This window comes from Gemmobacter aquatilis (assembly GCF_900110025.1).
In the GTDB taxonomy this organism is placed as follows: Bacteria; Pseudomonadota; Alphaproteobacteria; order Rhodobacterales; family Rhodobacteraceae; genus Gemmobacter; species Gemmobacter aquatilis.
This window is the reverse complement of sequence record NZ_FOCE01000006.1, coordinates 100,314-119,853: the sequence shown is the minus strand read 5'-3', so window position 1 is coordinate 119,853 and position 19,540 is coordinate 100,314. Positions and strand designations below refer to the sequence as shown.

Annotated in this window: 16 protein-coding genes; 9 read left to right on the top strand and 7 right to left on the bottom strand. The window is 67.5% G+C overall.

Annotation, left to right across the window (positions count from 1 at the left end; all coding sequences use genetic code 11):
* Positions 1-7: 7 nt before the first annotated feature.
* From BMX43_RS12025 to BMX43_RS12005, 5 genes are all read left to right on the top strand, one after another.
* A complete protein-coding gene (locus BMX43_RS12025; protein ID WP_091301676.1) occupies positions 8-1,672 on the top strand; it encodes a SulP family inorganic anion transporter in 1,665 nt (554 codons plus the stop codon).
* Between the two features lie 323 nt (positions 1,673-1,995).
* A complete protein-coding gene (acs, locus tag BMX43_RS12020) occupies positions 1,996-3,963 on the top strand; it encodes an acetate--CoA ligase (RefSeq protein ID WP_091301675.1) in 1,968 nt (655 codons plus the stop codon).
* A gap of 5 nt (positions 3,964-3,968) precedes the next feature.
* The gene (locus BMX43_RS12015) at positions 3,969-4,655 is read left to right on the top strand and encodes an adenylate kinase (RefSeq protein ID WP_091301673.1); all 687 of its coding nucleotides are present in this window, start codon (positions 3,969-3,971) and stop codon (positions 4,653-4,655) included.
* A gap of 195 nt (positions 4,656-4,850) precedes the next feature.
* The gene (locus tag BMX43_RS12010; RefSeq protein ID WP_217643960.1) at positions 4,851-6,641 is read left to right on the top strand and encodes an MFS transporter; all 1,791 of its coding nucleotides are present in this window, start codon (positions 4,851-4,853) and stop codon (positions 6,639-6,641) included.
* Positions 6,642-6,778: 137 nt separating this feature from the next.
* Positions 6,779-7,168, top strand: a complete 390-nt coding sequence (locus BMX43_RS12005) for a response regulator transcription factor (RefSeq protein WP_091301670.1) — start codon at positions 6,779-6,781, stop codon at positions 7,166-7,168.
* Between the two features lie 31 nt (positions 7,169-7,199).
* On the opposite strand, the gene BMX43_RS12000 is transcribed toward BMX43_RS12005, so the two are convergent.
* Positions 7,200-7,490 (bottom strand): hypothetical protein, encoded by a 291-nt coding sequence (locus BMX43_RS12000; RefSeq protein WP_091301668.1) that lies wholly within the window; start codon positions 7,488-7,490, stop codon positions 7,200-7,202.
* Positions 7,491-7,558: 68 nt separating this feature from the next.
* Positions 7,559-8,326, bottom strand: a complete 768-nt coding sequence (gene truA / locus BMX43_RS11995; RefSeq protein ID WP_091301666.1) for a tRNA pseudouridine(38-40) synthase TruA — start codon at positions 8,324-8,326, stop codon at positions 7,559-7,561.
* 115 nt (positions 8,327-8,441) lie between these two features.
* On the opposite strand from truA, the gene BMX43_RS11990 reads away from it, so the two are divergent.
* The 3 genes from BMX43_RS11990 to BMX43_RS11980 all read left to right on the top strand — a co-directional run bounded on the left by BMX43_RS11990 (position 8,442) and on the right by BMX43_RS11980 (position 13,683).
* Positions 8,442-9,851 (top strand): YcjX family GTP-binding protein, encoded by a 1,410-nt coding sequence (locus BMX43_RS11990; RefSeq protein ID WP_245749460.1) that lies wholly within the window; start codon positions 8,442-8,444, stop codon positions 9,849-9,851.
* Positions 9,848-10,858 (top strand): YcjF family protein, encoded by a 1,011-nt coding sequence (locus tag BMX43_RS11985; protein WP_091301664.1) that lies wholly within the window; start codon positions 9,848-9,850, stop codon positions 10,856-10,858. The genes BMX43_RS11990 and BMX43_RS11985 overlap by 4 nt, the downstream gene beginning before the upstream one ends.
* Before the next feature lie 86 nt (positions 10,859-10,944).
* Positions 10,945-13,683 (top strand): DUF2339 domain-containing protein, encoded by a 2,739-nt coding sequence (locus BMX43_RS11980; protein WP_091301662.1) that lies wholly within the window; start codon positions 10,945-10,947, stop codon positions 13,681-13,683.
* On the opposite strand, the gene BMX43_RS11975 is transcribed toward BMX43_RS11980, so the two are convergent.
* From BMX43_RS11975 to BMX43_RS11955, 5 genes are all read right to left on the bottom strand, one after another.
* Positions 13,657-14,064, bottom strand: coding sequence for a group III truncated hemoglobin (locus BMX43_RS11975; protein WP_091301660.1), 408 nt, complete (start codon positions 14,062-14,064; stop codon positions 13,657-13,659). The genes BMX43_RS11980 and BMX43_RS11975 overlap by 27 nt on opposite strands.
* Positions 14,065-14,140: 76 nt before the next feature.
* Positions 14,141-15,292 carry a CaiB/BaiF CoA transferase family protein gene (locus tag BMX43_RS11970; RefSeq protein ID WP_091301658.1) on the bottom strand — a complete coding sequence of 384 codons (1,152 nt, stop codon included), beginning with the start codon at positions 15,290-15,292 and terminating at the stop codon, positions 14,141-14,143.
* Between the two features lie 10 nt (positions 15,293-15,302).
* A complete protein-coding gene (locus BMX43_RS11965; protein ID WP_091301867.1) occupies positions 15,303-16,430 on the bottom strand; it encodes an acyl-CoA dehydrogenase family protein in 1,128 nt (375 codons plus the stop codon).
* Positions 16,430-17,629, bottom strand: a complete 1,200-nt coding sequence (locus BMX43_RS11960) for an acetyl-CoA C-acyltransferase (protein WP_091301656.1) — start codon at positions 17,627-17,629, stop codon at positions 16,430-16,432. Before BMX43_RS11960 ends, BMX43_RS11965 begins: the two co-directional genes overlap by 1 nt.
* Before the next feature lie 17 nt (positions 17,630-17,646).
* Positions 17,647-18,414 (bottom strand): 3-hydroxyacyl-CoA dehydrogenase, encoded by a 768-nt coding sequence (locus BMX43_RS11955; RefSeq protein ID WP_091301655.1) that lies wholly within the window; start codon positions 18,412-18,414, stop codon positions 17,647-17,649.
* A 129-nt stretch (positions 18,415-18,543) separates the two neighbouring features.
* On the opposite strand from BMX43_RS11955, the gene BMX43_RS11950 reads away from it, so the two are divergent.
* Positions 18,544-19,533 (top strand): AraC family transcriptional regulator, encoded by a 990-nt coding sequence (locus tag BMX43_RS11950; protein ID WP_091301654.1) that lies wholly within the window; start codon positions 18,544-18,546, stop codon positions 19,531-19,533.
* Positions 19,534-19,540 lie beyond the last annotated feature (7 nt).

Below are 19,540 nucleotides of genomic sequence, written 5' to 3'. Positions count from 1 at the left end.
GCGCCGCATGTCTCATACAACCCCCCGCGACGACGCAGCTGCAAGCCCGTTTCTGCCGAAACTCGTGACGGTTCTGCGCGAAGGCTATGGCCCGCGTGCCCTGCAACAGGACGCGATTGCGGGGCTGACGGTGGCCATCGTGGCGCTGCCGTTGTCGATGGCTATTGCCATCGCCTCGGGTGTCGGGCCAGAGCGTGGCCTGTTCACCGCGATCGTCGGCGGGTTTCTGGTGTCGATGCTGGGCGGCTCGCGCTATCAGATCGGGGGGCCAGCGGGTGCCTTCATCGTTCTTGTCTCGGCCTGTGTCGCCCAGATCGGCATCGAGGGGCTGATTCTGGCCACTCTTCTGTCGGGTCTGATGCTGATCGCGGTCGGTGCGCTGCGGCTGGGCAGCTATATCCGTTACATCCCCTATCCGGTCACAGTTGCCTTTACCTCGGGCATCGCGGTGATCATTTTCGCCAGCCAGATCAAGGATCTGCTGGGCCTGACCCTTGCCGCGCCCGAACCCGGCCCGCTGGTTGAAAAGCTGCGCGCGCTGGCGGCGGCGGCGGATACCATCACGCCAGCGGCGGTGGCGATCAGCCTTGGCACCATTGCGGTGATCGAGGCGGTGAAGCGTTTCGCACCCCGCTGGCCGGGGATGCTGATCGCGGTGGCGGCGATGAGCCTGATTGCCGCCCTTGGCCTGCCGGTTGAAACCATCGGCACCCGCTTCGGGGCGCTGCCGCGCGTGCTGCCGCTGCCCGCCCTGCCGCCGCTGGATGCGCAGGCGCTGCTGGACGCGCTGCCCTGGGCCGCCAGCTTTACCCTGCTGGGCGCCATCGAGTCGCTGCTGTCCGCCGTGGTGGCGGATGGGATGAGCGGGCGGCAGCACCGCTCCAACGCCGAACTGGTGGCGCAGGGCATCGCCAATATCGGCGCGGGGCTGTTCGGCGGGTTCTGCGTCACCGGCACCATCGCGCGCACGGCAACCAATGTGCGCGCAGGCTCGCATGGGCCGGTGTCGGGGATGCTGCACGCGCTGTTCCTGCTGCTGTTCTTGCTGATCGCCGCCCCGCTGGCCGCCTATATCCCGCTGGCGGCACTGGCCGGGCTGCTGGCCGCCGTCGCCTGGAACATGGCCGAACGGCACGAGCTTTGGGCGCTGATCCGCAGTTCGCGCGCGGATGCGGTGGTGGTGCTGGCCACCTTCCTGCTTGTGGTGTTCCGCGATCTGTCCGAAGGCATCGTGGTGGGCTTCGCGCTGGGCGGGATCGTGTTCATCAAGCGCATGTCCGATGCCGCGATGGTGCGCCCGGCAGAAGAACACCCGACCGATCCGCATCAGGGCGATCTGGTGGTCTACCGGCTGTCCGGCCCGTTCTTCTTTGGCGCCGCGGCCCAGCTTGGCGGCGCGCTGGAACGCATCGCCGACCGCCCGCGCGCCTTTGTCGTCGATTTTACCGCCGTGCCGCTGATCGACAGTTCTGGTGCGCACAGCTTCGATCTGCTGGCGCGCAAGGTGGCGCGGATGGGGGGGCAGCTCTGGTTCACCGGCACCACGGCAGAGCTGCGCCGCGTCCTGTTGGCGCAGGGGTTGCGCGAGCCTCGGGTGCACTATCTGCCGGATGTGGAGGCCGTACGCGAGATGCTCGCCACCTCCGTGTCCAGGGCGGCGAATCAGTCCTGAACGAATCGCCTGCGGCGGGTTTCCGGGGTGAGGTGACGCTGCGTGAAATCATGCTGCGACTGCAAAGAAAGCGCGGCGTGGGCGCGGTGCCGGGATCTTGTGCGCAATGTGAAGACCTACCACCTTGAAAATCCATGTCAAATTTACGCGATCACGCGGAAAATTTACATAACGGTCGCAATATCGGTCAACTATTTACAGAAAAAATCAATAAGAAAAAAGGGTTACGCTTTTTTGTGTACTTCGTTTACAGTGATGGCAGGGACGGACTGCCGCGCATATCAGATGCGGGGCGCTCAGAATTCGCTGAGGGGGAGAGACCTATGAACCAGCAATCCACCGAACTTGCGCCCGATGTGCGTGAGGTGCCTGCCGATTTTGGCAAAACCCATGCCGACATGGCCAAATACCGCGCCATGTATTCGGAATCGATCAATGACCCCGATGCCTTCTGGGGCCGCGAAGGCCAGCGCCTTGACTGGATCAAGCCCTATACCAAGGTGAAAAACACCGATTTCACCTTCGGCAAGGTCTCGATCAAGTGGTTCGAAGACGGCGTGCTGAACGCCTCGGTGAACTGCATCGACCGCCACCTGAAGGACCGGGCGCTGCAGACCGCGATCATCTTCGAACCCGATGATCCGAAAACCCCCGCGCTGCACATCACCTACAAGACGCTGTCCGAAAAAGTGAACCGCATGGCCAACGTCCTGCTGTCGCAGGGCGTGATGCGCGGTGACCGCGTGGTGATCTATCTGCCGATGATCCCGGAAGCCGCCTATGCCATGCTGGCCTGCGCCCGGATCGGTGCCATCCATTCCATCGTTTTCGCCGGTTTCTCGCCCGACGCGCTGGCCAACCGGATCAATGATTGCGGCGCCAAGCTGGTGATCACCGCCGACACCGCGCCGCGCGGTGGCCGCCGCACGCCGCTGAAGGCGAATACCGACGCTGCCCTGCTGCACTGCTCCGACAAGGTGCGCTGCCTTGTGGTCAAGCACACCGGCGACCAGATCAGCTGGGTGCAGGGCCGCGATGTGGACGTTCTGGCCATGATGGACATGGTGTCGCCGGAATGCCCGCCGCGCCCGATGAATGCCGAAGATCCGCTGTTCATCCTGTACACCTCCGGCTCCACCGGCAAGCCGAAGGGCGTGGTGCATACCACCGGCGGCTATCTCGTCTACGCCGCGATGACGCATCAATACACGTTCGACTATCAGGATGGCGACGTGTTCTGGTGCACCGCGGATGTGGGTTGGGTCACCGGGCACAGCTATATCGTCTATGGCCCGCTGGCCAATGGCGCGACCACCATCATGTTCGAAGGCGTGCCGACCTACCCGGATGCGGGCCGGTTCTGGGAAGTCTGCGAAAAGCATGGCGTGACGCAGTTCTACACCGCCCCCACCGCGATCCGGTCCCTGATGGGCATGGGCGCGGAATGGGTCGAGAAATACGATCTGTCCAAACTGCGCGTTCTGGGCTCGGTGGGCGAACCCATCAACCCCGAAGCCTGGGTCTGGTATGACAAGCATGTCGGCAAAAGCCGCTGCCCGATCGTCGATACCTTCTGGCAGACCGAAACCGGCGGCCACATGATCACCCCGCTGCCGGGCGCCACGCCCACCAAGCCGGGCTCGGCCACCACGCCGTTCTTCGGGGTCAAGCCGGTCATTCTGGACCCGGCGAATGCCAAGCGTCAGGACGAAACCGAGGCGGAAGGCGTGCTGTGCATCTCGGACAGCTGGCCGGGGCAGATGCGCACGCTCTGGGGCGACCATGACCGCTTCCAGGAAGCCTATTTCGCCCAGTATCGTGGCTACTACTTCACCGGCGACGGCTGCCGCCGCGACCGTGACGGCTATTACTGGATCACCGGCCGCGTCGATGACGTGATCAACGTCTCGGGTCACCGCATGGGCACCGCCGAAGTTGAATCAGCGCTCGTCGCCCATGCCAAAGTGGCCGAGGCTGCCGTGGTCGGCTATCCGCATGACATCAAGGGGCAGGGCATCTACGCCTATGTTACCCTGATGAACGGCGAAGAGCCGTCAGAGGATCTGCGCAAGGATCTGGTGAAATGGGTCCGCACCGAGATCGGCCCGATTGCATCGCCCGATCTGATCCAATGGGCGCCGGGTCTGCCGAAAACCCGTTCGGGCAAGATCATGCGCCGCATCCTGCGCAAGATCGCCGAGAACGACTTTGGCGCGCTGGGCGACATCTCGACGCTGGCTGACCCGAGCGTGGTTGACGAGCTTATCGAAAACCGCATGAACCGGGGCTGAGCCTGATGACCGACGCGACCACTCTCACCACCCCCGCCGTTCTGATCCTTCTCGGGCCTCCGGGCGCCGGGAAGGGCACACAGGCCCGGATGCTGGAAGAAGACTTTGGGCTGGTTCAGCTTTCCACCGGCGATCTGCTGCGCGCAGCCGTGGCTGCGGGCACCGAGGCCGGAAAGAAGGCCAAAGCGGTGATGGAGGCCGGGCAGCTCGTGTCGGATGACATCGTGCTGGCGATCCTGAAGGACCGCATGGCCGAGCCGGATGTTGCCAAAGGCATCATCCTCGACGGTTTCCCCCGCACGGCGGGGCAGGCTGCCGCACTTGATACGCTTCTGGCCGGAAACGGCCAGAAGGTAACCGCCGCGATCAGCCTTGAAGTGGATGACGAGGCGATGGTGGGCCGCGTGTCGGGCCGTTACACCTGCGCCAAATGCGGCGAAGGCTATCACGACGAATTCAAGCGGCCCGCCCACGCGGGCACTTGCGACAAATGTGGCGGCACGGAGTTCAAGCGCCGGGCTGACGACAATGCCGAGACGGTGCGCGAGCGGCTGAATGCCTATCACGCCCAGACGGCGCCGCTGATCGCTTATTACGATGGCAAGGGCGTGCTGGAGAAGATCGACGCGATGGGGGCGATTGCCGACATCCGTCAGACACTGGCCCGTATCGTCAAGCGCGTATCGGCTTGAGGGGAGTCCCCGCCCGGGGGAGAGGTTCGGGCGGGGTGAAGGGGAGGCGCCGCGTGACAGCGTGGCGCGCAGACGATCCACACAGAGGGTTTCCCTCCGAACGACTCCCCGAGGGCTTGCCTCGGTAGGGGCTGGGGATTGTGTGCTCAAATCGGGGACCGGACGCAGCGCCGGAACAAACATGGAGGACGCCAGATGGCAATGAACACAACGGACGTGAAAGCGGTTCGCTCACGTCCCATGACCTCGGAGGAGAAGAAGGTTATTCTTGCTTCTTCCGCAGGGACGATCTTCGAGTGGTATGACTTCTACCTCTACGGCTCGCTCGCCACGATCATCGGCGCGCAGTTCTTCACGGCCTTCCCGGAAGCAACGCGCAACGTGTTCGCCCTGCTCGCCTTCGCGGCCGGTTTCATCGTGCGCCCGTTCGGCGCTCTGGTGTTCGGCGCCATGGGCGACCTGATCGGCCGGAAGTACACCTTCCTGGCCACCATCCTGATCATGGGCGCCTCGACCTTCCTCGTGGGTCTGCTGCCCTCCTACAACTCCTGGGGCGTGGCCGCGCCGATCATCCTGATCGCGCTGCGCATGGCACAGGGCCTGGCGCTCGGCGGCGAATATGGTGGTGCTGCGGTCTATGTGGCCGAACACGCGCCGGCCAACCAGCGCGGCTACTTCACCGCCTTCATCCAGACCACGGCAACGCTCGGCCTTCTGCTGTCGCTCGTCGTGATCCTGATGGTGCAGGGCTATGTGAACGGCAACTGGGAACCGACCGCCGTGCTCGACGCGGCTGGCGCTGCGGTGATGAACGCCGACGGCACGCCCAAGATGATCAAGGCCTTCGACCTGTGGGGCTGGCGCATCCCGTTCCTCGGCTCGCTGTTCCTGCTGCTGACCTCGCTCTATATCCGTCTGCAGATGCATGAATCGCCGGCCTTCAAGAAGATGAAGGAAGAAGGCTCCACCTCGAAAGCTCCGCTGAAAGAAGCTTTCGGCCAGTGGAAAAACGCCAAGATCGCGCTGATCGCCCTGTTCGGTCTCGTCGCCGGTCAAGCCGTGGTGTGGTACTCGGGCCAGTTCTACGCGCTGTTCTTCATCCAGAACATCGTGAAGGTGGACAGCTTCTCGGCCAACGTCTTCGTGGCATGGTCGCTGATCCTCGGCACCGGCGGCTTCCTGTTCTTCGGGTCGCTGTCCGACAAGATCGGCCGCAAGCCGATCATCCTGGCGGGCTGCCTCATCGGCGCGCTGACCTTCCAGCCGGTGTTCCAGTTCCTGACCGCCACCGCCAACCCGGCCCTGCATGCCGCACACCAGATCAAGGTCTCTGTGACCGCCGACCCGGAAACCTGCTCGTTCCAGTTCAACCCGACCGGTGTTGCCAAGTTCACCTCGTCCTGCGACATCACCAAGGCCCTGCTTGCCAAGTCCTCGGTGAACTATGAAACGATCCCGGCCCCGGCTGGCACCATCGCCGAAGTCAAGATCGGTGACACCGTGATCCCGTCCTATGATGCGGGCACGCTGTCGGCGGACGAAGTGAAAGCGGCCAAGGCGACCTTCGAGAAAGCCGTGAACGACGCGCTTCTGGCGGCCAACTACCCGCTGGTGGCCGACAACAACCCGACGGTGGCCAAGGCCGCGAACTTCTTCGACATCTTCACCGCGCAGAAGATCAAAGTCGTGCTGACGCTGACCTACCTCATCCTGCTGGTGACGATGGTTTACGGCCCGATCGCCGCGATGCTGGTCGAACTGTTCCCGACCCGGATCCGCTACTCCGGCCTGTCTCTGCCTTACCACATCGGCAACGGCTGGTTCGGTGGCCTGCTGCCCGCAACCGCCTTCGCCATCTCGGCCCAGTCCGGCAACATCTATGCGGGCCTGTGGTATGCGATCGTGATCGCCGGTGCGACCGTGGTGATCGGTGCGATCCTCGTGCCCGGCGGCACCCACAAGAAAGACATCTTCGCGGATAACTGATCCGCGCAGACGGACCGGCCGGGGTATCTTGCCCCGGCCGTGCCACCCTCTCGACCTGCCTGCCGACTGCCGTGGAACGAGGCGACGCGCGCCGCCGCCTTCTTCGACCGCAGAGGATTGCTGGAGGGGAGGCCCGCATGACCTTGCTGACCCGCAGGCACCGCGTACTCGTGGTGGAAGACGAGGACAATATCGCGACCGCCCTGAACTACCTGATGATGCGCGAAGGCTACGAGCCAGACCGGATCGCCAATGGCGGAGAGGCGCTGGGGCGCATCCGCGCGACCCATCCCGATCTGGTGCTGCTGGATGTGATGCTGCCCGAAGTGTCAGGCTACGACATCTGCGCCGATGTGCGGCGCGATCCGGGGCTGTCGGATGTGAAAATCCTGATGATGACCGCCCGCGGCGCCGCGAATGAACGGCAAAGAGGCATGGCTGTGGGGGCCGACGGTTTCATCACCAAACCGTTTGAGCTGCGCGAGTTGCGCAACGAGGTGCGCCGCCTGCTGGAGCCTCGGGCCTGACGCGAAACGGCCCCGAGGCGTGAAGGCCTGCTCAGCCCTTCACGCGCCGGTAAATCGCCCAAAGCCCCAGCGCGATCCCCAGAATGATGGTATTGGCCACCAGCCCGGTGGCCACCTGCACCATGAAGGGCGTGCCCGCCACTTTCACCGCCGTGGCCGGCGCGATCACCGCCACGAACACCACCCCCGCCAGCAAAGGCACAATCCAGCCGGTCACCGCGGCATTGCGTTGTGCGGTGTAGATCAGCCCGAGGATCAGCGCGATGCGAAACGGGTCCATCAGCTGGGCTGCGACCACGGGCGCAAGGTCTGTCATCGTCATGGCGGGCTCCTCCTCCGGTGCAGCTTTGTCTTACGCGGTCGCGGCGCCCCGGTCCAGTCCGGGCGGGATCAGAAAGGGTCCGCCGGATAGCCGACCCCGGTCAGGTAAAGCCCCTGCGGCGGGCAGACCGGGCCGCAGGCCGCCCGCGCCCGCGCCTCCAGTGCGTCCTTCACCGCTTCGGGCGCCCAGGATCCTGCCCCCACCCGCTCCAGCGTGCCAACGATGGAGCGGACCTGATTGTGCAGGAAACTGCGCGCCCGCAGATGAAAGCGGAACTCCGTCCCTCCGGGGTAGCGCATCTCCTCCACCGTGATCTCGTCCAGCGTCTTCACCGGCGAGGCCGCCTGACAGATCGAGGATCGGAAGGTGGTGAAATCGTGATGCCCCACCAGATGCGCCGCCCCGGCGCGCATCGCTGCCCCGTCCAGCGGGTTCAGCACCTGCCAGACCAGCCCCTTGTCATGCGTCACCGGCGCCCGCCGCTGCACCAGCCGGAAGGTATAGCGCCGCTCCACCGCCGAAAACCGGGCGTGAAAGTCATCGGCCACCCGCACCGCCTGCAAGATCGCCACCGGGGCGGGCTTAAGGTGAAAATTCAACGCCTCCGACAGGCGGAACGGTTCCCAGTCCCGCGCCAGATCGCAGGTCGCCACCTGCCCGGTGGCATGCACCCCGGCATCGGTGCGCCCCGCCGCCGCGATGGTATGTGCCCCCGGCTCCAGCTTGGCCAGCGCCGCCTCCACCGCGCCCTGCACCGAGGCCTGACCCTGCGCCTGCCGCTGCCAACCCGCAAACGGGCCGCCGTCATATTCGATTTTCAAAGCATATCTGGGCATCCCCTTCGGTTAGCGCAGCCGAAGCGCCCTGTCCACCGCTGCAGAACCCCGCAAACTCCCCCTGTAAACTGCGGGCCGCCCTGCCTATCTTGGGCCTGTAACGAAAGGAAACGCCTTGGCGATCAGCGATTTCACCGACAGGCTGGGCCGCAGTCTCGAAGGGCTGGTATCCACCGCCAGCGCGCCTTTTGCCGATACGGTGGTGCGCCTTGGCGTCACCGGCCTGTCGCGGGCGGGCAAGACCGTGTTCATCACCGGGCTGGTCGCCAATCTGCTGGATCGCGGGCGGATGCCGCAGCTTTCCGCTGCAGGCCGGATCGAGGCCGCCTATCTGCAACCCCAGCCCGATGACACCGTGCCGCGTTTCGATGTCGAAGGCCATCTGGCCGCGCTGACCGGCGACGCGCCGCATTGGCCCGACAGCACGCGCGCCGTGTCGGAACTGCGGCTGTCGTTCCGGGTCCGGCCCACCGGCCTGTTGTCCGGGCTGATGGGCACGCAGACCGTGCATCTGGATATTGTCGATTACCCCGGCGAATGGCTGCTCGATCTGGCACTGCTGGATAAATCCTATGCGGACTGGGCCGAAGACAGCTTGGCCCGTATGGCCAAACGGCCGGAAGGCGCCGAGTTTCTGGCCATCGCCCGCGCCGAGGACGGCTCGCTGCGGCTGGACGAGCCGCGCGCGCAGATGCTGGCCGGGGCGTTCACCGCCTATCTGCACGCGGCCCGCGCGGCAGGCTGGTCCGATTGCACGCCGGGCCGGTTTCTGCTGCCGGGCGAGCTTGCGGGCAGCCCGGTCTTGACCTTCGCCCCTCTGCCAATGCCCGCCAGCACCCCGCGCAACAGCCTCTGGCACGAGATGGAACGGCGCTACGAGGCCTATAAGGCCAAGGTGGTGAAGCCGTTCTTCCGCGACCATTTCGCCCGGATCGACCGGCAGGTGGTGCTGGTCGATGTGCTGGGCGCCATCCATGCCGGGCCGCAGGCGCTGGAGGATCTGCGCCAGACCATGGCCGAAATCCTCATGGCCTTCCGCCCCGGGCGCAATGGCTTCCTCACCGAAATCCTGCTGGGCAAGCGGGTGGAAAAGGTGCTGTTCGCCGCCACCAAGGCCGATCACCTGCACCACAGCCAGCACGCCGCCCTGACCGCGATCACCGAGGCGCTGGTCCGCGAGGCGCGCGACCGCGCCGCGTTTTCGGGCGCTGAGGTGGCGGCGCTGTCGCTCGCGGGCCTGCGCGCCACGGTGGAAGACCGGGTAGAGCGTGACGGGCAGATGCTGGATGTCGTGCGCGGTCGCCTGCTGTCCACCGGCAAGCAGGCGGCGATGTATCCGGGTGAATTGCCCGCCGATCCGTCACGGCTGCTGTCGCCCGCCCGGCAGGGGGCGGCGCGCTGGCTGGATGCCGATTTCGCACTGATGAGCTTTGCCCCGGCCCGCATGGCGCTGAAACCCGGCGAAGGGCCGCCGCATATCAGGCTGGACCGCGCCGCCGAATTCCTGATCGGAGACCGGCTGTGACCGATGACCCAACCCCCCTGCGCGCGCCGCTGCTGATCGAACTGGGCGAAGAGGCGGGCGCCGATCCCGCCGCCGCCCCACCCGTGCCGGATGAAACTCCCGAGGGCCGCGCGATGATCGCTGCGGCGCGGGTGGCGCGGGCCAAACCCTCGCCCCTGCTGCGGGCGGCGCTTTGGGCCTTTGGTGCGCTGTTCACCTTCACCCTGTCGGTGGTGGCCTATGATTTCGTGGCCGGGCTGTTCACCCGCAACCCGCTGCTGGGCAGTATCGCGCTGGCGCTGACCGTGGTCGCCGTCGGGCTGGCGCTGATCCTCGCCTTGCGCGAATGGGGCGCTTATCTGCGGCTGGCCCGGCTGGATACGCTGCGCCACCGCGCCATCACCGCCCGCGCCAGCGCCGATCTGGCTGAGGCGCGGCGGATTTCCGAAGGCGTCGCCGCCGTCTACGCCCCGCGCCCCGAGGCGGCCCCGGGCCTGCGCGTGCTTGCCGCGCGACGGGCCGAGCTGTTCGACGCCGATGCGCTGCTGGATCTGACCGAACGCGAAGTGCTGGCCGATCTCGACACCCGCGCCCGGCGCGAGATCGAGGCGGCTGCGCGGCAGGTGGCGGTGGTGACGGCGCTGGTGCCGCTGGCGCTGGCCGATGTGGCGACAGCGCTGTTCGCCAATCTGCGCATGATCCGCCGCATCGCCGAAATCTATGGCGGGCGGTCTGGCGGCTTTGCCAGTTGGGGGCTGTTGCGGCGGGTGTTCACCTATCTGGTGGCCACCGGCGCCGTGGCGCTGACCGATGACCTGATCCATTCGGTTGCCGGTGGCGGCGTGCTGTCGAAACTGTCCCGCCGCTTTGGCGAGGGCGTGGTGAACGGCGCCCTGACCGCCCGGGTCGGGCTGGCCGCGATGGAACTGTGCCGCCCCCTGCCGTTCGAGGCTTTGCCGCGCCCCAAGGTCACCAACCTCGTCAGCCGCGCGCTGGCCGGGCTGGTGGATCGCAGCCCCCAATCCTGAGCCCCACGTCCTGAACCACACGTCCCGGCTGTTCAGGGGTGGCCTTCTCGGGCAAGATCGGGGCAGGAATTTCAGGGGCATAGGCCATGGAAGCACTGCTGATTCTGCTGGGTCTGGTTGTCATCGTGGCACCGATTGGTGTGGTGCTGCTCTGGGTCGGGCACAACCGCCTCCGCGCGCGGGTCGCGCTGTTGGAGACGCAACTCGCCGCGCTGGCCACGGCGCCAGCCGCAACCTTGCCCACCACAATCCTGCCCGCCGCCCCCCTGCCCACCGGGGCGCCTGCCACCGTCGAAACTGCCCCGCCCGTCCTTCCGGAATCCACCCCCGCCGCCTCCCCCTGGGACCGGGCGCTGCGCGAAGCACCCACCCCCGCCGAGACGCCCCAGCCCCCACCCATCCCCGATCAGAACCAGCCGCTGGTGCTGCGCGGCGACCGCATCGTTGCCTTGCTGGGCTGGCTGCGCGACAACTGGGTCTATGTCGTCTCGGCCCTGTCGCTGGCGCTGGCCGGGGTGTTCTTCGTGCAATACGGGGTGGAACGCGGCTTGCTGCCGCCCCCGGCGCGGGTCGCGCTGGCGATCCTGTTCGGCGCGGCGCTCATCGCCTTTGGCGAATGGGTGCGGCGACGCTGGGGCGATACGCCCGACAAGGCGACGGCCTATCTGCCCTCGGTGTTCAGCGGGGCCGGGATCGTGGCGATCTTTGCGGGCATCGTGGCCGGGCGGCTGATGTATGCGCTCTATGGGCCGGGGCTGACCTTTGCCGGGCTGCTGGCCACGGCGGCGGGCGCGGTATTGCTGGGCTGGCGGCATGGGCCGTTTCTGGTGGCGATCGGCCTTGTCGGCGCCGGGCTGACGCCGTTTCTGGTGGGGGGCGACAGCAGCGCCCCCGATTGGCTGCACGGCTATTACCTGCTGGTCGCCGCCGCCGGGCTGGCGGTGGATGCGATCCGCCGCTGGGCCTGGGTCTCGGTTCTGGCGCTGCTGCTGGGCTTTGTCGGTCCCGCCCTGATGGTGCCGCTGGGCGCATCTGAGGCGGGGTGGCTGCTGACACTGGCGGCGCTGCCGCTGTTGGCGATTGTCCTGCCGCCGCTGCGCCTGATCCCGGAGCACGAGGGGCCGTGCACCCTGCTGGCCCTGTGGCAGCGGTCTGGCATCTGGCCCGTTTTCCCGGTGCGTCTGGCGGGGGGCACGATGCTGGCGGGCGTGGTGGGTCTGGCGCTGGCCCCCGTCGCCACGGGCGAGGCGATGCTGGGCTTTGCCCTGCTGGCCGGTCTGGGGCTGGCGCTGCTGATCTGGGCGTCAAAGGCCGAAGGGCTGGCCGATCTGGCCCTGCTGCCCGCGCTGGGTTTCCTCGCCAAGCTGGCACTGGCCGAAGATCTGGTCTGGCAGTTCCGCGATGCCGCCATCCTGCTGCGCCCGCCGGAAACCGCGCCGCCCTTGACCGTGACGCTCCTGCTGGGGCTGGCCACGCTGCTGACCGGCGCCGCCGCGCTGCGGTCGCTGAAAGGCGGCGCCTTCGCGCTGCCGCTGGCCTTGGGCGCGATCCTTGTCGCCCCGCTGGCGGTGCTGGAGCTGGAGCTGATCTGGCAACCCGCGCTGGTGCTGGGTCTCTATCCTTGGGCGCTGCACGTCCTTGCGCTGGCGGCGCTGATGGTCGGGCTGGCGCTGGCCTTTGCCCGCGCCGACGGCGCGCCGGGGCGGCGCAGCGCCTGGGCCACGCTGTCGGCCCTGTCGCTGATCGCGCTGGCGCTGTTCCTGCTGACCTCGGCCGCCGCGCTGACACTGGCGCTGGCGGTGCTGGTGCTGGTGGCGGCAGGGCTGGACCGGCGCTTCAACCTGCAGGAAATGGGCTGGTTCCTGCAGGCGGGCATGGCGGTGATCTCTTACCGGCTGATCGCCGATCCCGGCCTGGACTGGGCGTTGCAGGCACCGCTGGCGCCGGTGGTTCTGGCCTATGGCGGCAGCACGCTGGCCGCCTTCGCCGCGCGGCGCCTGCTGCCACCGGGGCGGGTGGTGGCGAACGGCGTGGCCGAAAGCGCGGGCTTTGCCTTTGCCGCGCTGACCGCCAATGCCTTGCTGTCACGGCTGCTGATCCCCGAAAACACCTCCACCGACCCGGATTGGAGCCTGAGCCACTGGGGCATCGTGCTGAACGCCTTGCCCTGGCTGATTCTGATGTTGACGCAACTGCACCGCGCCAGCCTTGGCGGTGTGCTGCGCCGGTTCCGGCTGGTGCTGGCCGGATTTGCCGGGCTGCTGGCGGCGGGGGCCTTCGCGCTGGCCGTCGGGCCGATGAACCCGCTGTTCGCCTGGGGGCCGGAAAGCACCACCGATCTGGTGCTGGGGCCGGTGCTGCTGAACTCGCTGGCGCTGGCCTATGGGCTGCCGGGGCTGGTGCTGATCGCGGCGGCGTGGAAACTGGCGCTGCCCCGGCTGCTGGCCCGCCTCTTCCTTGGCCTCGGCACGGCGCTGGTTGTGCTCTATGCCGCACTGGCGATCCGCCATATCTGGTGGGGGCCGTGGCTGGGCGCGCCCGATGTGCTGCAGGGCGAGCTGTATAGCTACACCCTCGCGCTGCTGGTCACCGGCGCGGCCCTGCTGTGGCAGGCCTTGGCGCGGCGGTCGCACGGGTTGCAGCGCATCGCCATGGCGGTGATCGCACTGACCGTTGCAAAGGTGTTCCTGTGGGATGCCTCGGGGCTGACCGGGCTGACCCGCGTGCTCAGCTTTGCCGGGTTGGGCCTGTCGCTGGCGGCGCTGGCCTGGCTGAACCGCTGGGCAAAAGGCGCGGTGTCAGAACAGCGCGGGGGCGGCACCTGACGGGCGGCGCGCCTCCTCCACCCCCATGCGCAGCGCCCGCCCGATGCGATGCGCCATATGCGACCAGGCGCTCGCAGCATCCTCGGGCAGGGTGCGGCGCAGCGTCTCGTCGAACAGATCGAGCCAGATCGGAAAATGCTCGGCCCGCACATCCCCCGCCTGCCGATGCGCCAACATGGGCGAGCCGTCATAAACCCCTTCGCGCAGGATCGCATTGCGCCAGAAGCGGCCGATTTTCGCCTCATGTGCGGGCCAATCCGTCACATGCCCGGCAAACACCGGCCCCAGCACCGGATGCCCCCGCACCGCCGCATAAAAGGCGGCCACCTGGGCGTCGATCTGGTCGGGCGTAACGAAAAAGCGCGGCGGGAAGGCGGTCATGGCAGGCTCCGGGTGCAAGGCCTGCTTGATCGGCCTGTCGCACGGTATTTGCAAGCGGGCCGAGTGTCGCGCCCCCTCACTCCGCCCAATGCTGCACCACGCCCCTTTGCTGCAAATCCGCAATCCGCTCCGCCGCGATGGACCAGCGCGCCAGACAGGCCTCGGCCCCCGCCAGCGGCAGGTGCGGCGGGCCGGGCGGCGCTGCGGGGGTCTGGCTGAACCGCGGGGCAGGGGCGGGCTGCACCACGCCCGCCACCTCGATGAACGTGCCGCGGGCGCGGTTATGCGTATGGTCCGGCGCCTCGTCCCAATCCAGCACCGGGGTCACGCAGGCATCCGTGCCCTCGAACACCCACTGCCAATGCGCGCGCGGCTGGCTGGCAAACACCGCCGCAATCCGCTTGCGGGCATCCAGCCAGCGCAGCTCGTCCGCCTGATCGAACCCTGCCGCGTCCAGCCCCAGCCCCTGCAGCAGCAGCGCATGGAACTGCGGCTCGATCGCCCCCACCGCCACAAAGCGCCCGTCGGCACAGCGGTACAGCCCATAGAAATACGCCCCGCCATCCAGCAGATTGCGCTCGCGCGCCGTCTTCCACGCCCCCGCCGCCCGAAACCCGTGGATCATCGTGCTCAGCAGCGCCGCCCCGTCGGTCATCGCCGCATCGACGATCTGGCCCCGCCCGGTCGCCTTGGCCGACAGCACGGCGGCCAGCATCCCGAAGGCCAGCACCATGCCACCCCCGCCGAAATCGCCCAGCAGGTTCAGCGGCGGCACCGGCCGATCCACCGGCCCGGTGGCCAGCAACACCCCGGTCAGCGCGATATAGTTCAGGTCATGCCCGGCCCGGTCAGCCAGCGGCCCGTCCTGCCCCCAGCCGGTCATCCGCCCGTAAGCCAGCCGCGGGTTGCGCGCCAGACAGTCCTGCGGGCCCAGCCCCAGCCGCTCGGTCACCCCCGGCCGAAACCCTTCGATCAGCCCATCCGCCCCCGCCACCAGATCCAGCACCAGCGCCTTGCCCTCGGTCGATTTCAGATCGACGGCAATCGACGCCCGCCCCCGCGCCAGCACATCGGCGGCGGTGTCGATCGACGGGATCCCGCGCCGGGGGCGCAGCGGATGGATGCGGATCACCTCGGCCCCATGGTCGGCCAGCATCATCGCGGCGAAAGGGGCAGGGCCAAGCCCGGCCAGTTCGACAAAGCGCAAGCCTGCAAGGGCGCCGGTCATCTTTGGCCCCTCACAGATTGCGCGCGATGACAAGGCGCTGCACATCGCTGGTGCCCTCGTAGATCTGGCAGACCCGCACGTCGCGGTAAATCCGCTCCACCGGGTAATCGGCCAGATAGCCATAGCCGCCATGGATCTGGATCGCCGCCGAACACACCGCCTCGGCCATTTCCGACGCGAACAGTTTCGCCATCGAGGCTTCGGTCAGGCAGGGCTGGCCCGCCTCGCGCAGGGTGGCGGCGTGCAGCATCATCTGCCGGGCCACCGCGATCTGCGTCGCCATATCCGCCAGCCGGAACGCCACCGCCTGATGCTCGATGATCGGCTTGCCAAAGGTGACGCGTTCGCGCGCATAGGCCAGTGCGGCCTCGTAGGCGGCGCGCGCCATGCCGATGGCCTGCGCCGCGATGCCGATGCGCCCGCCCTCCAGATTGGCCAGCGCGATGCGATAGCCGTCGCCCTCGGCGCCCAGCCGGTTGGCTGCGGGCACCCGCATCCCGTTGAAGGCCAGCGCGCAGGTGTCCGAACTGTGCTGGCCCAGCTTGCGCTCCACCGAAACCACTTCGTAACCCGGCGTATCGGTCGGCACGATGAAGGCCGAAATGCCCTTCTTGCCCGCTGCAGGATCGGTGACGGCAAACAGGATCACCACATTGCCATTCTGACCCGAGGTGATGAATTGCTTCGCCCCGTCAATCACATAATCATCCCCATCCCGCCGCGCCCGGGTTTTCAGCGCCGAGGCGTCCGATCCGGCCTGCGGTTCGGTCAGGGCAAAGCCGCCGATCCATTCCCCCGCCGCCATGCGCGGCAGAAAGCGCTGCTTCTGCTCCTCGCTGCCAAAGCGCAGGATCGGCACACAGCCGACCGAGGAATGGACGGACAGGATGGTCGAACAGGCCCCATCCGCCGCCGCGATCTCCTCCAGCGCCAGCGCATAGGCTACGGTGCCGGTATCGGCCCCGCCATAGGCTTCGGGCACCAGCATCCCCATCAGGCCAAGCGCCCCCATCTCCGCCAGTTCGGCGCGGGGAAAGGCGTGATCGGCATCCCGCTGCGCCGCCCCCGGCGCCAGCCGGTCGCGGGCAAAGGCGCGGGCCATGTCGCGGATCTGGTCCTGCGTTTCGGTCAGCAGCATCATGCGATCCTTTCAATGGCAACGGCGGTCGCCTCGCCGCCGCCGATGCACAGCGAGGCCATGCCGCGCCGCAGCCCATAGGTTTCCAGCGCCGCCAGCAGCGTCACCAGCACCCGCGCCCCCGAGGCGCCGATGGGGTGGCCCAACGCGCAAGCGCCGCCATGGACGTTCACCTTGTCATGCGGCAGATCCAGATCGCGCATCGCCGCCATGGCCACCACGGCAAAGGCTTCGTTCACCTCGAACAGATCCACATCGGCCAGCGCCCAGCCGGTTTTCGCCGCCAGCTTGCGCATCGCGCCGATGGGGGCGGTGGGGAACAGGTTGGGCTTGTCGGCATGGGTGGCATGGGCCACCAGCACCGCGCGCGGCGTCAGCCCGCGCCGCTCTGCCTCGGACCGGCGCATCAGCACCAGCGCCGCCGCCCCGTCCGAGATGGACGATGAATTGGCCGCCGTCACCGTGCCGCCTTCGCGGAAGGCCGGGCGCAGGGTGGGGATCTTGTCGGGCCGGGCATTGCCGGGCTGTTCGTCAATGCTGACAACCGTGGTGCCCCGACCCGCCGCCACGGTGACCGGCGCGATCTCTGCCACAAACCGCCCCCCGGCAATCGCCGCCTGCGCCCGGCTGAGCGAGGTCATCGCATAGGCATCCTGCGCATCGCGGCTGAACTGATAGGCTTCGGCACAATCTTCGGCAAAGGTGCCCATCAGGCGGCCCTTGTCATAGGCGTCTTCCAGCCCGTCGAGGAACATGTGGTCCAGCACCTGCCCATGCCCCATCCGATAGCCGCCCCGCGCCTTGGGCAGCAGATAGGGGGCGTTCGACATGCTCTCCATCCCGCCCGCCACAACGATTCCGGCGCTGCCCGCAAGGATCAGGTCATGCGCCAGCATCGCGGCCTTCATCCCCGATCCGCACATCTTGTTGATCGTCGTGGCCCCGGCGCCCAGCGGCAACCCGGCGCCAAGCGCCGCCTGCCGCGCCGGGGCCTGCCCCTGACCGGCAGGCAGCACGCAACCCATCAGAATCTCCTCCACCGCCTCGGGCGCCAACCCGGCCCCTGCCACGGCGGCGCGGATGGCGGCAGCGCCCAAAGCGCTGGAATTCGCGGCACAAAGGGTGCCTTGAAAGCCGCCCATCGGTGTACGGGCGGTGCCGGTGATGACAATCGGATCTTTGGCGGAATCTTCGGTCATATCTGCTCTCCCTGATCTCAGCGCGGGGCCATGCGCAGCGCGCCGTCCAGCCGGATCACTTCGCCGTTCAACATCTGGTTTTCCACGATATGGCGCACCAGCGCCGCATATTCGGCGGGCTGGCCCAACCGCGGCGGAAACGGCACCCCGGCGCCCAGACTGTCCTGCACCTCTTGCGGCAGGCCCTTCATCATCGGCGTCTCGAAGATCCCCGGTGCGATGGTTACCACCCTGATTCCAAAGCGAGAAAGCTCGCGCGCGGCGGGCAGGGTCAGCGCCGCGACCCCGCCTTTCGAGGCGGCATAGGCGGCCTGCCCGATCTGCCCGTCAAACGCCGCGATGGACGCAGTGTTGACAATCACGCCCCGCTCGCCCCCCGGCCCGGCCTCTTGCCGCGACATGGCATCGGCGGCCAGACGCAGCATGTTGAAGGTGCCGATCAGGTTGATCGAGACCGTCCGCGCGAATGTGTCCAACCGATGCGGCCCCTCGCGCCCCACGATCTTCTCCCCCGGCGCCACCCCCGCACAATTCACCAACCCGTCGATCCGCCCAAAATGATCCAGCGCCGTGTCGATGGCCGCCTCGGCCTCGGTGGCGCTGGTCACATCTGTGGTGATGAAACGCGCCGCTTCCCCCAGATCTTGTGCCACCGCATCGCCCGCCGCAGTGTTCACATCCAGCAGCACCACCTTGCCACCCTGATCCACCACCATCCGCGCGACAGCGGCGCCCAGCCCCGAGCCCGCCCCGGTGACAAGAAACACCCGGTCCTTGATGTCCATTCGCTGATCCTCCTGTTCCGCCGGGCTCCCCCCCGGCGGATTTGCGGCGACTGTAGCGGGGCGCGTGTTGCAAACAATGACATTGCAGGTCTAATTGCGTGATCGGTTTTACCATAAGCGGGGCGGGGGATGGAACGGCGGATGATCTCGCCCGGCTTTGTCGCGGATGCGCTGGCCTGCATGCGCGAACAGGGCATTGCCGCGGCCCCCCTGCTGGCCGAGGCGGGACTGGCGGGCGTGCCAACGGAACCCGTCACCAGCGCGCAATATGGGCAGTTGTGGCATGCCATGGCGCGGGCGGCGCAGGATGAATTCTTCGGCCTTGGCGCCCGCCCGATGCGTCCGGGCAGCTTTACCCTGCTCTGCCACGCCGTGCTGCACGCAGGCACGCTGGAGCGCGCCTTGCGCCGGGCGCTGCGCTTTCTGCGTGTCGTGCTGGACGATCCGTCCGGCGCGCTGGAACTGCGCGAGGGACTGGCCGAGATCGTGCTGACCGACCGGGGCACCCCGCGCAGCGCCTTTGCCTATCGCACTTATTGGCTGATCCTGATGGGGCTGGCCTGCTGGCTGGTCGGGCGGCGTATCCCGTTGCGGCGGATTGATTTTTCCTGCCCGGCACCTGAACACCGCGCCGATTATCACCAGTTCTTCGGGGCGCCGGTGCATTTCAGCCAACCGCAAAGCCGTCTGGCTTTCGATGCGCGCTATCTTGCTTTGCCGACGATCCGTTCGGAACCGGCGCTGCGGCAGTTCCTGCGCGGGGCGCCCGCCAATATTCTGGTGCGCTATCGTCACGATCAGGGCCTGTCGGCGCGGCTTCATGCGCAGCTCAGGGCGCTGCCCCCGGCGGATTGGCCGGGTTTCGACAGTCTGGCGGTGCAGATGCGCCTGTCCCCCGCCACGCTGCGGCGGCGTCTGCGCGCCGAGGGGCAAAGTTTCGCCGCGATCCGCGACGAGATCCGCAGCGGGCTGGCGCAAGAGATGTTGCGCGGCACGACGCGCAGCGTGGCCGATATTGCGGGCGCTCTGGGCTTCAGCGAGCCAAGCGCCTTTCACCGGGCCTTTCGCAAATGGACCGGGCAAAGCCCCGGTGCCTTCCGAGATGCCGCCCCGGCCTAAGCGTGGG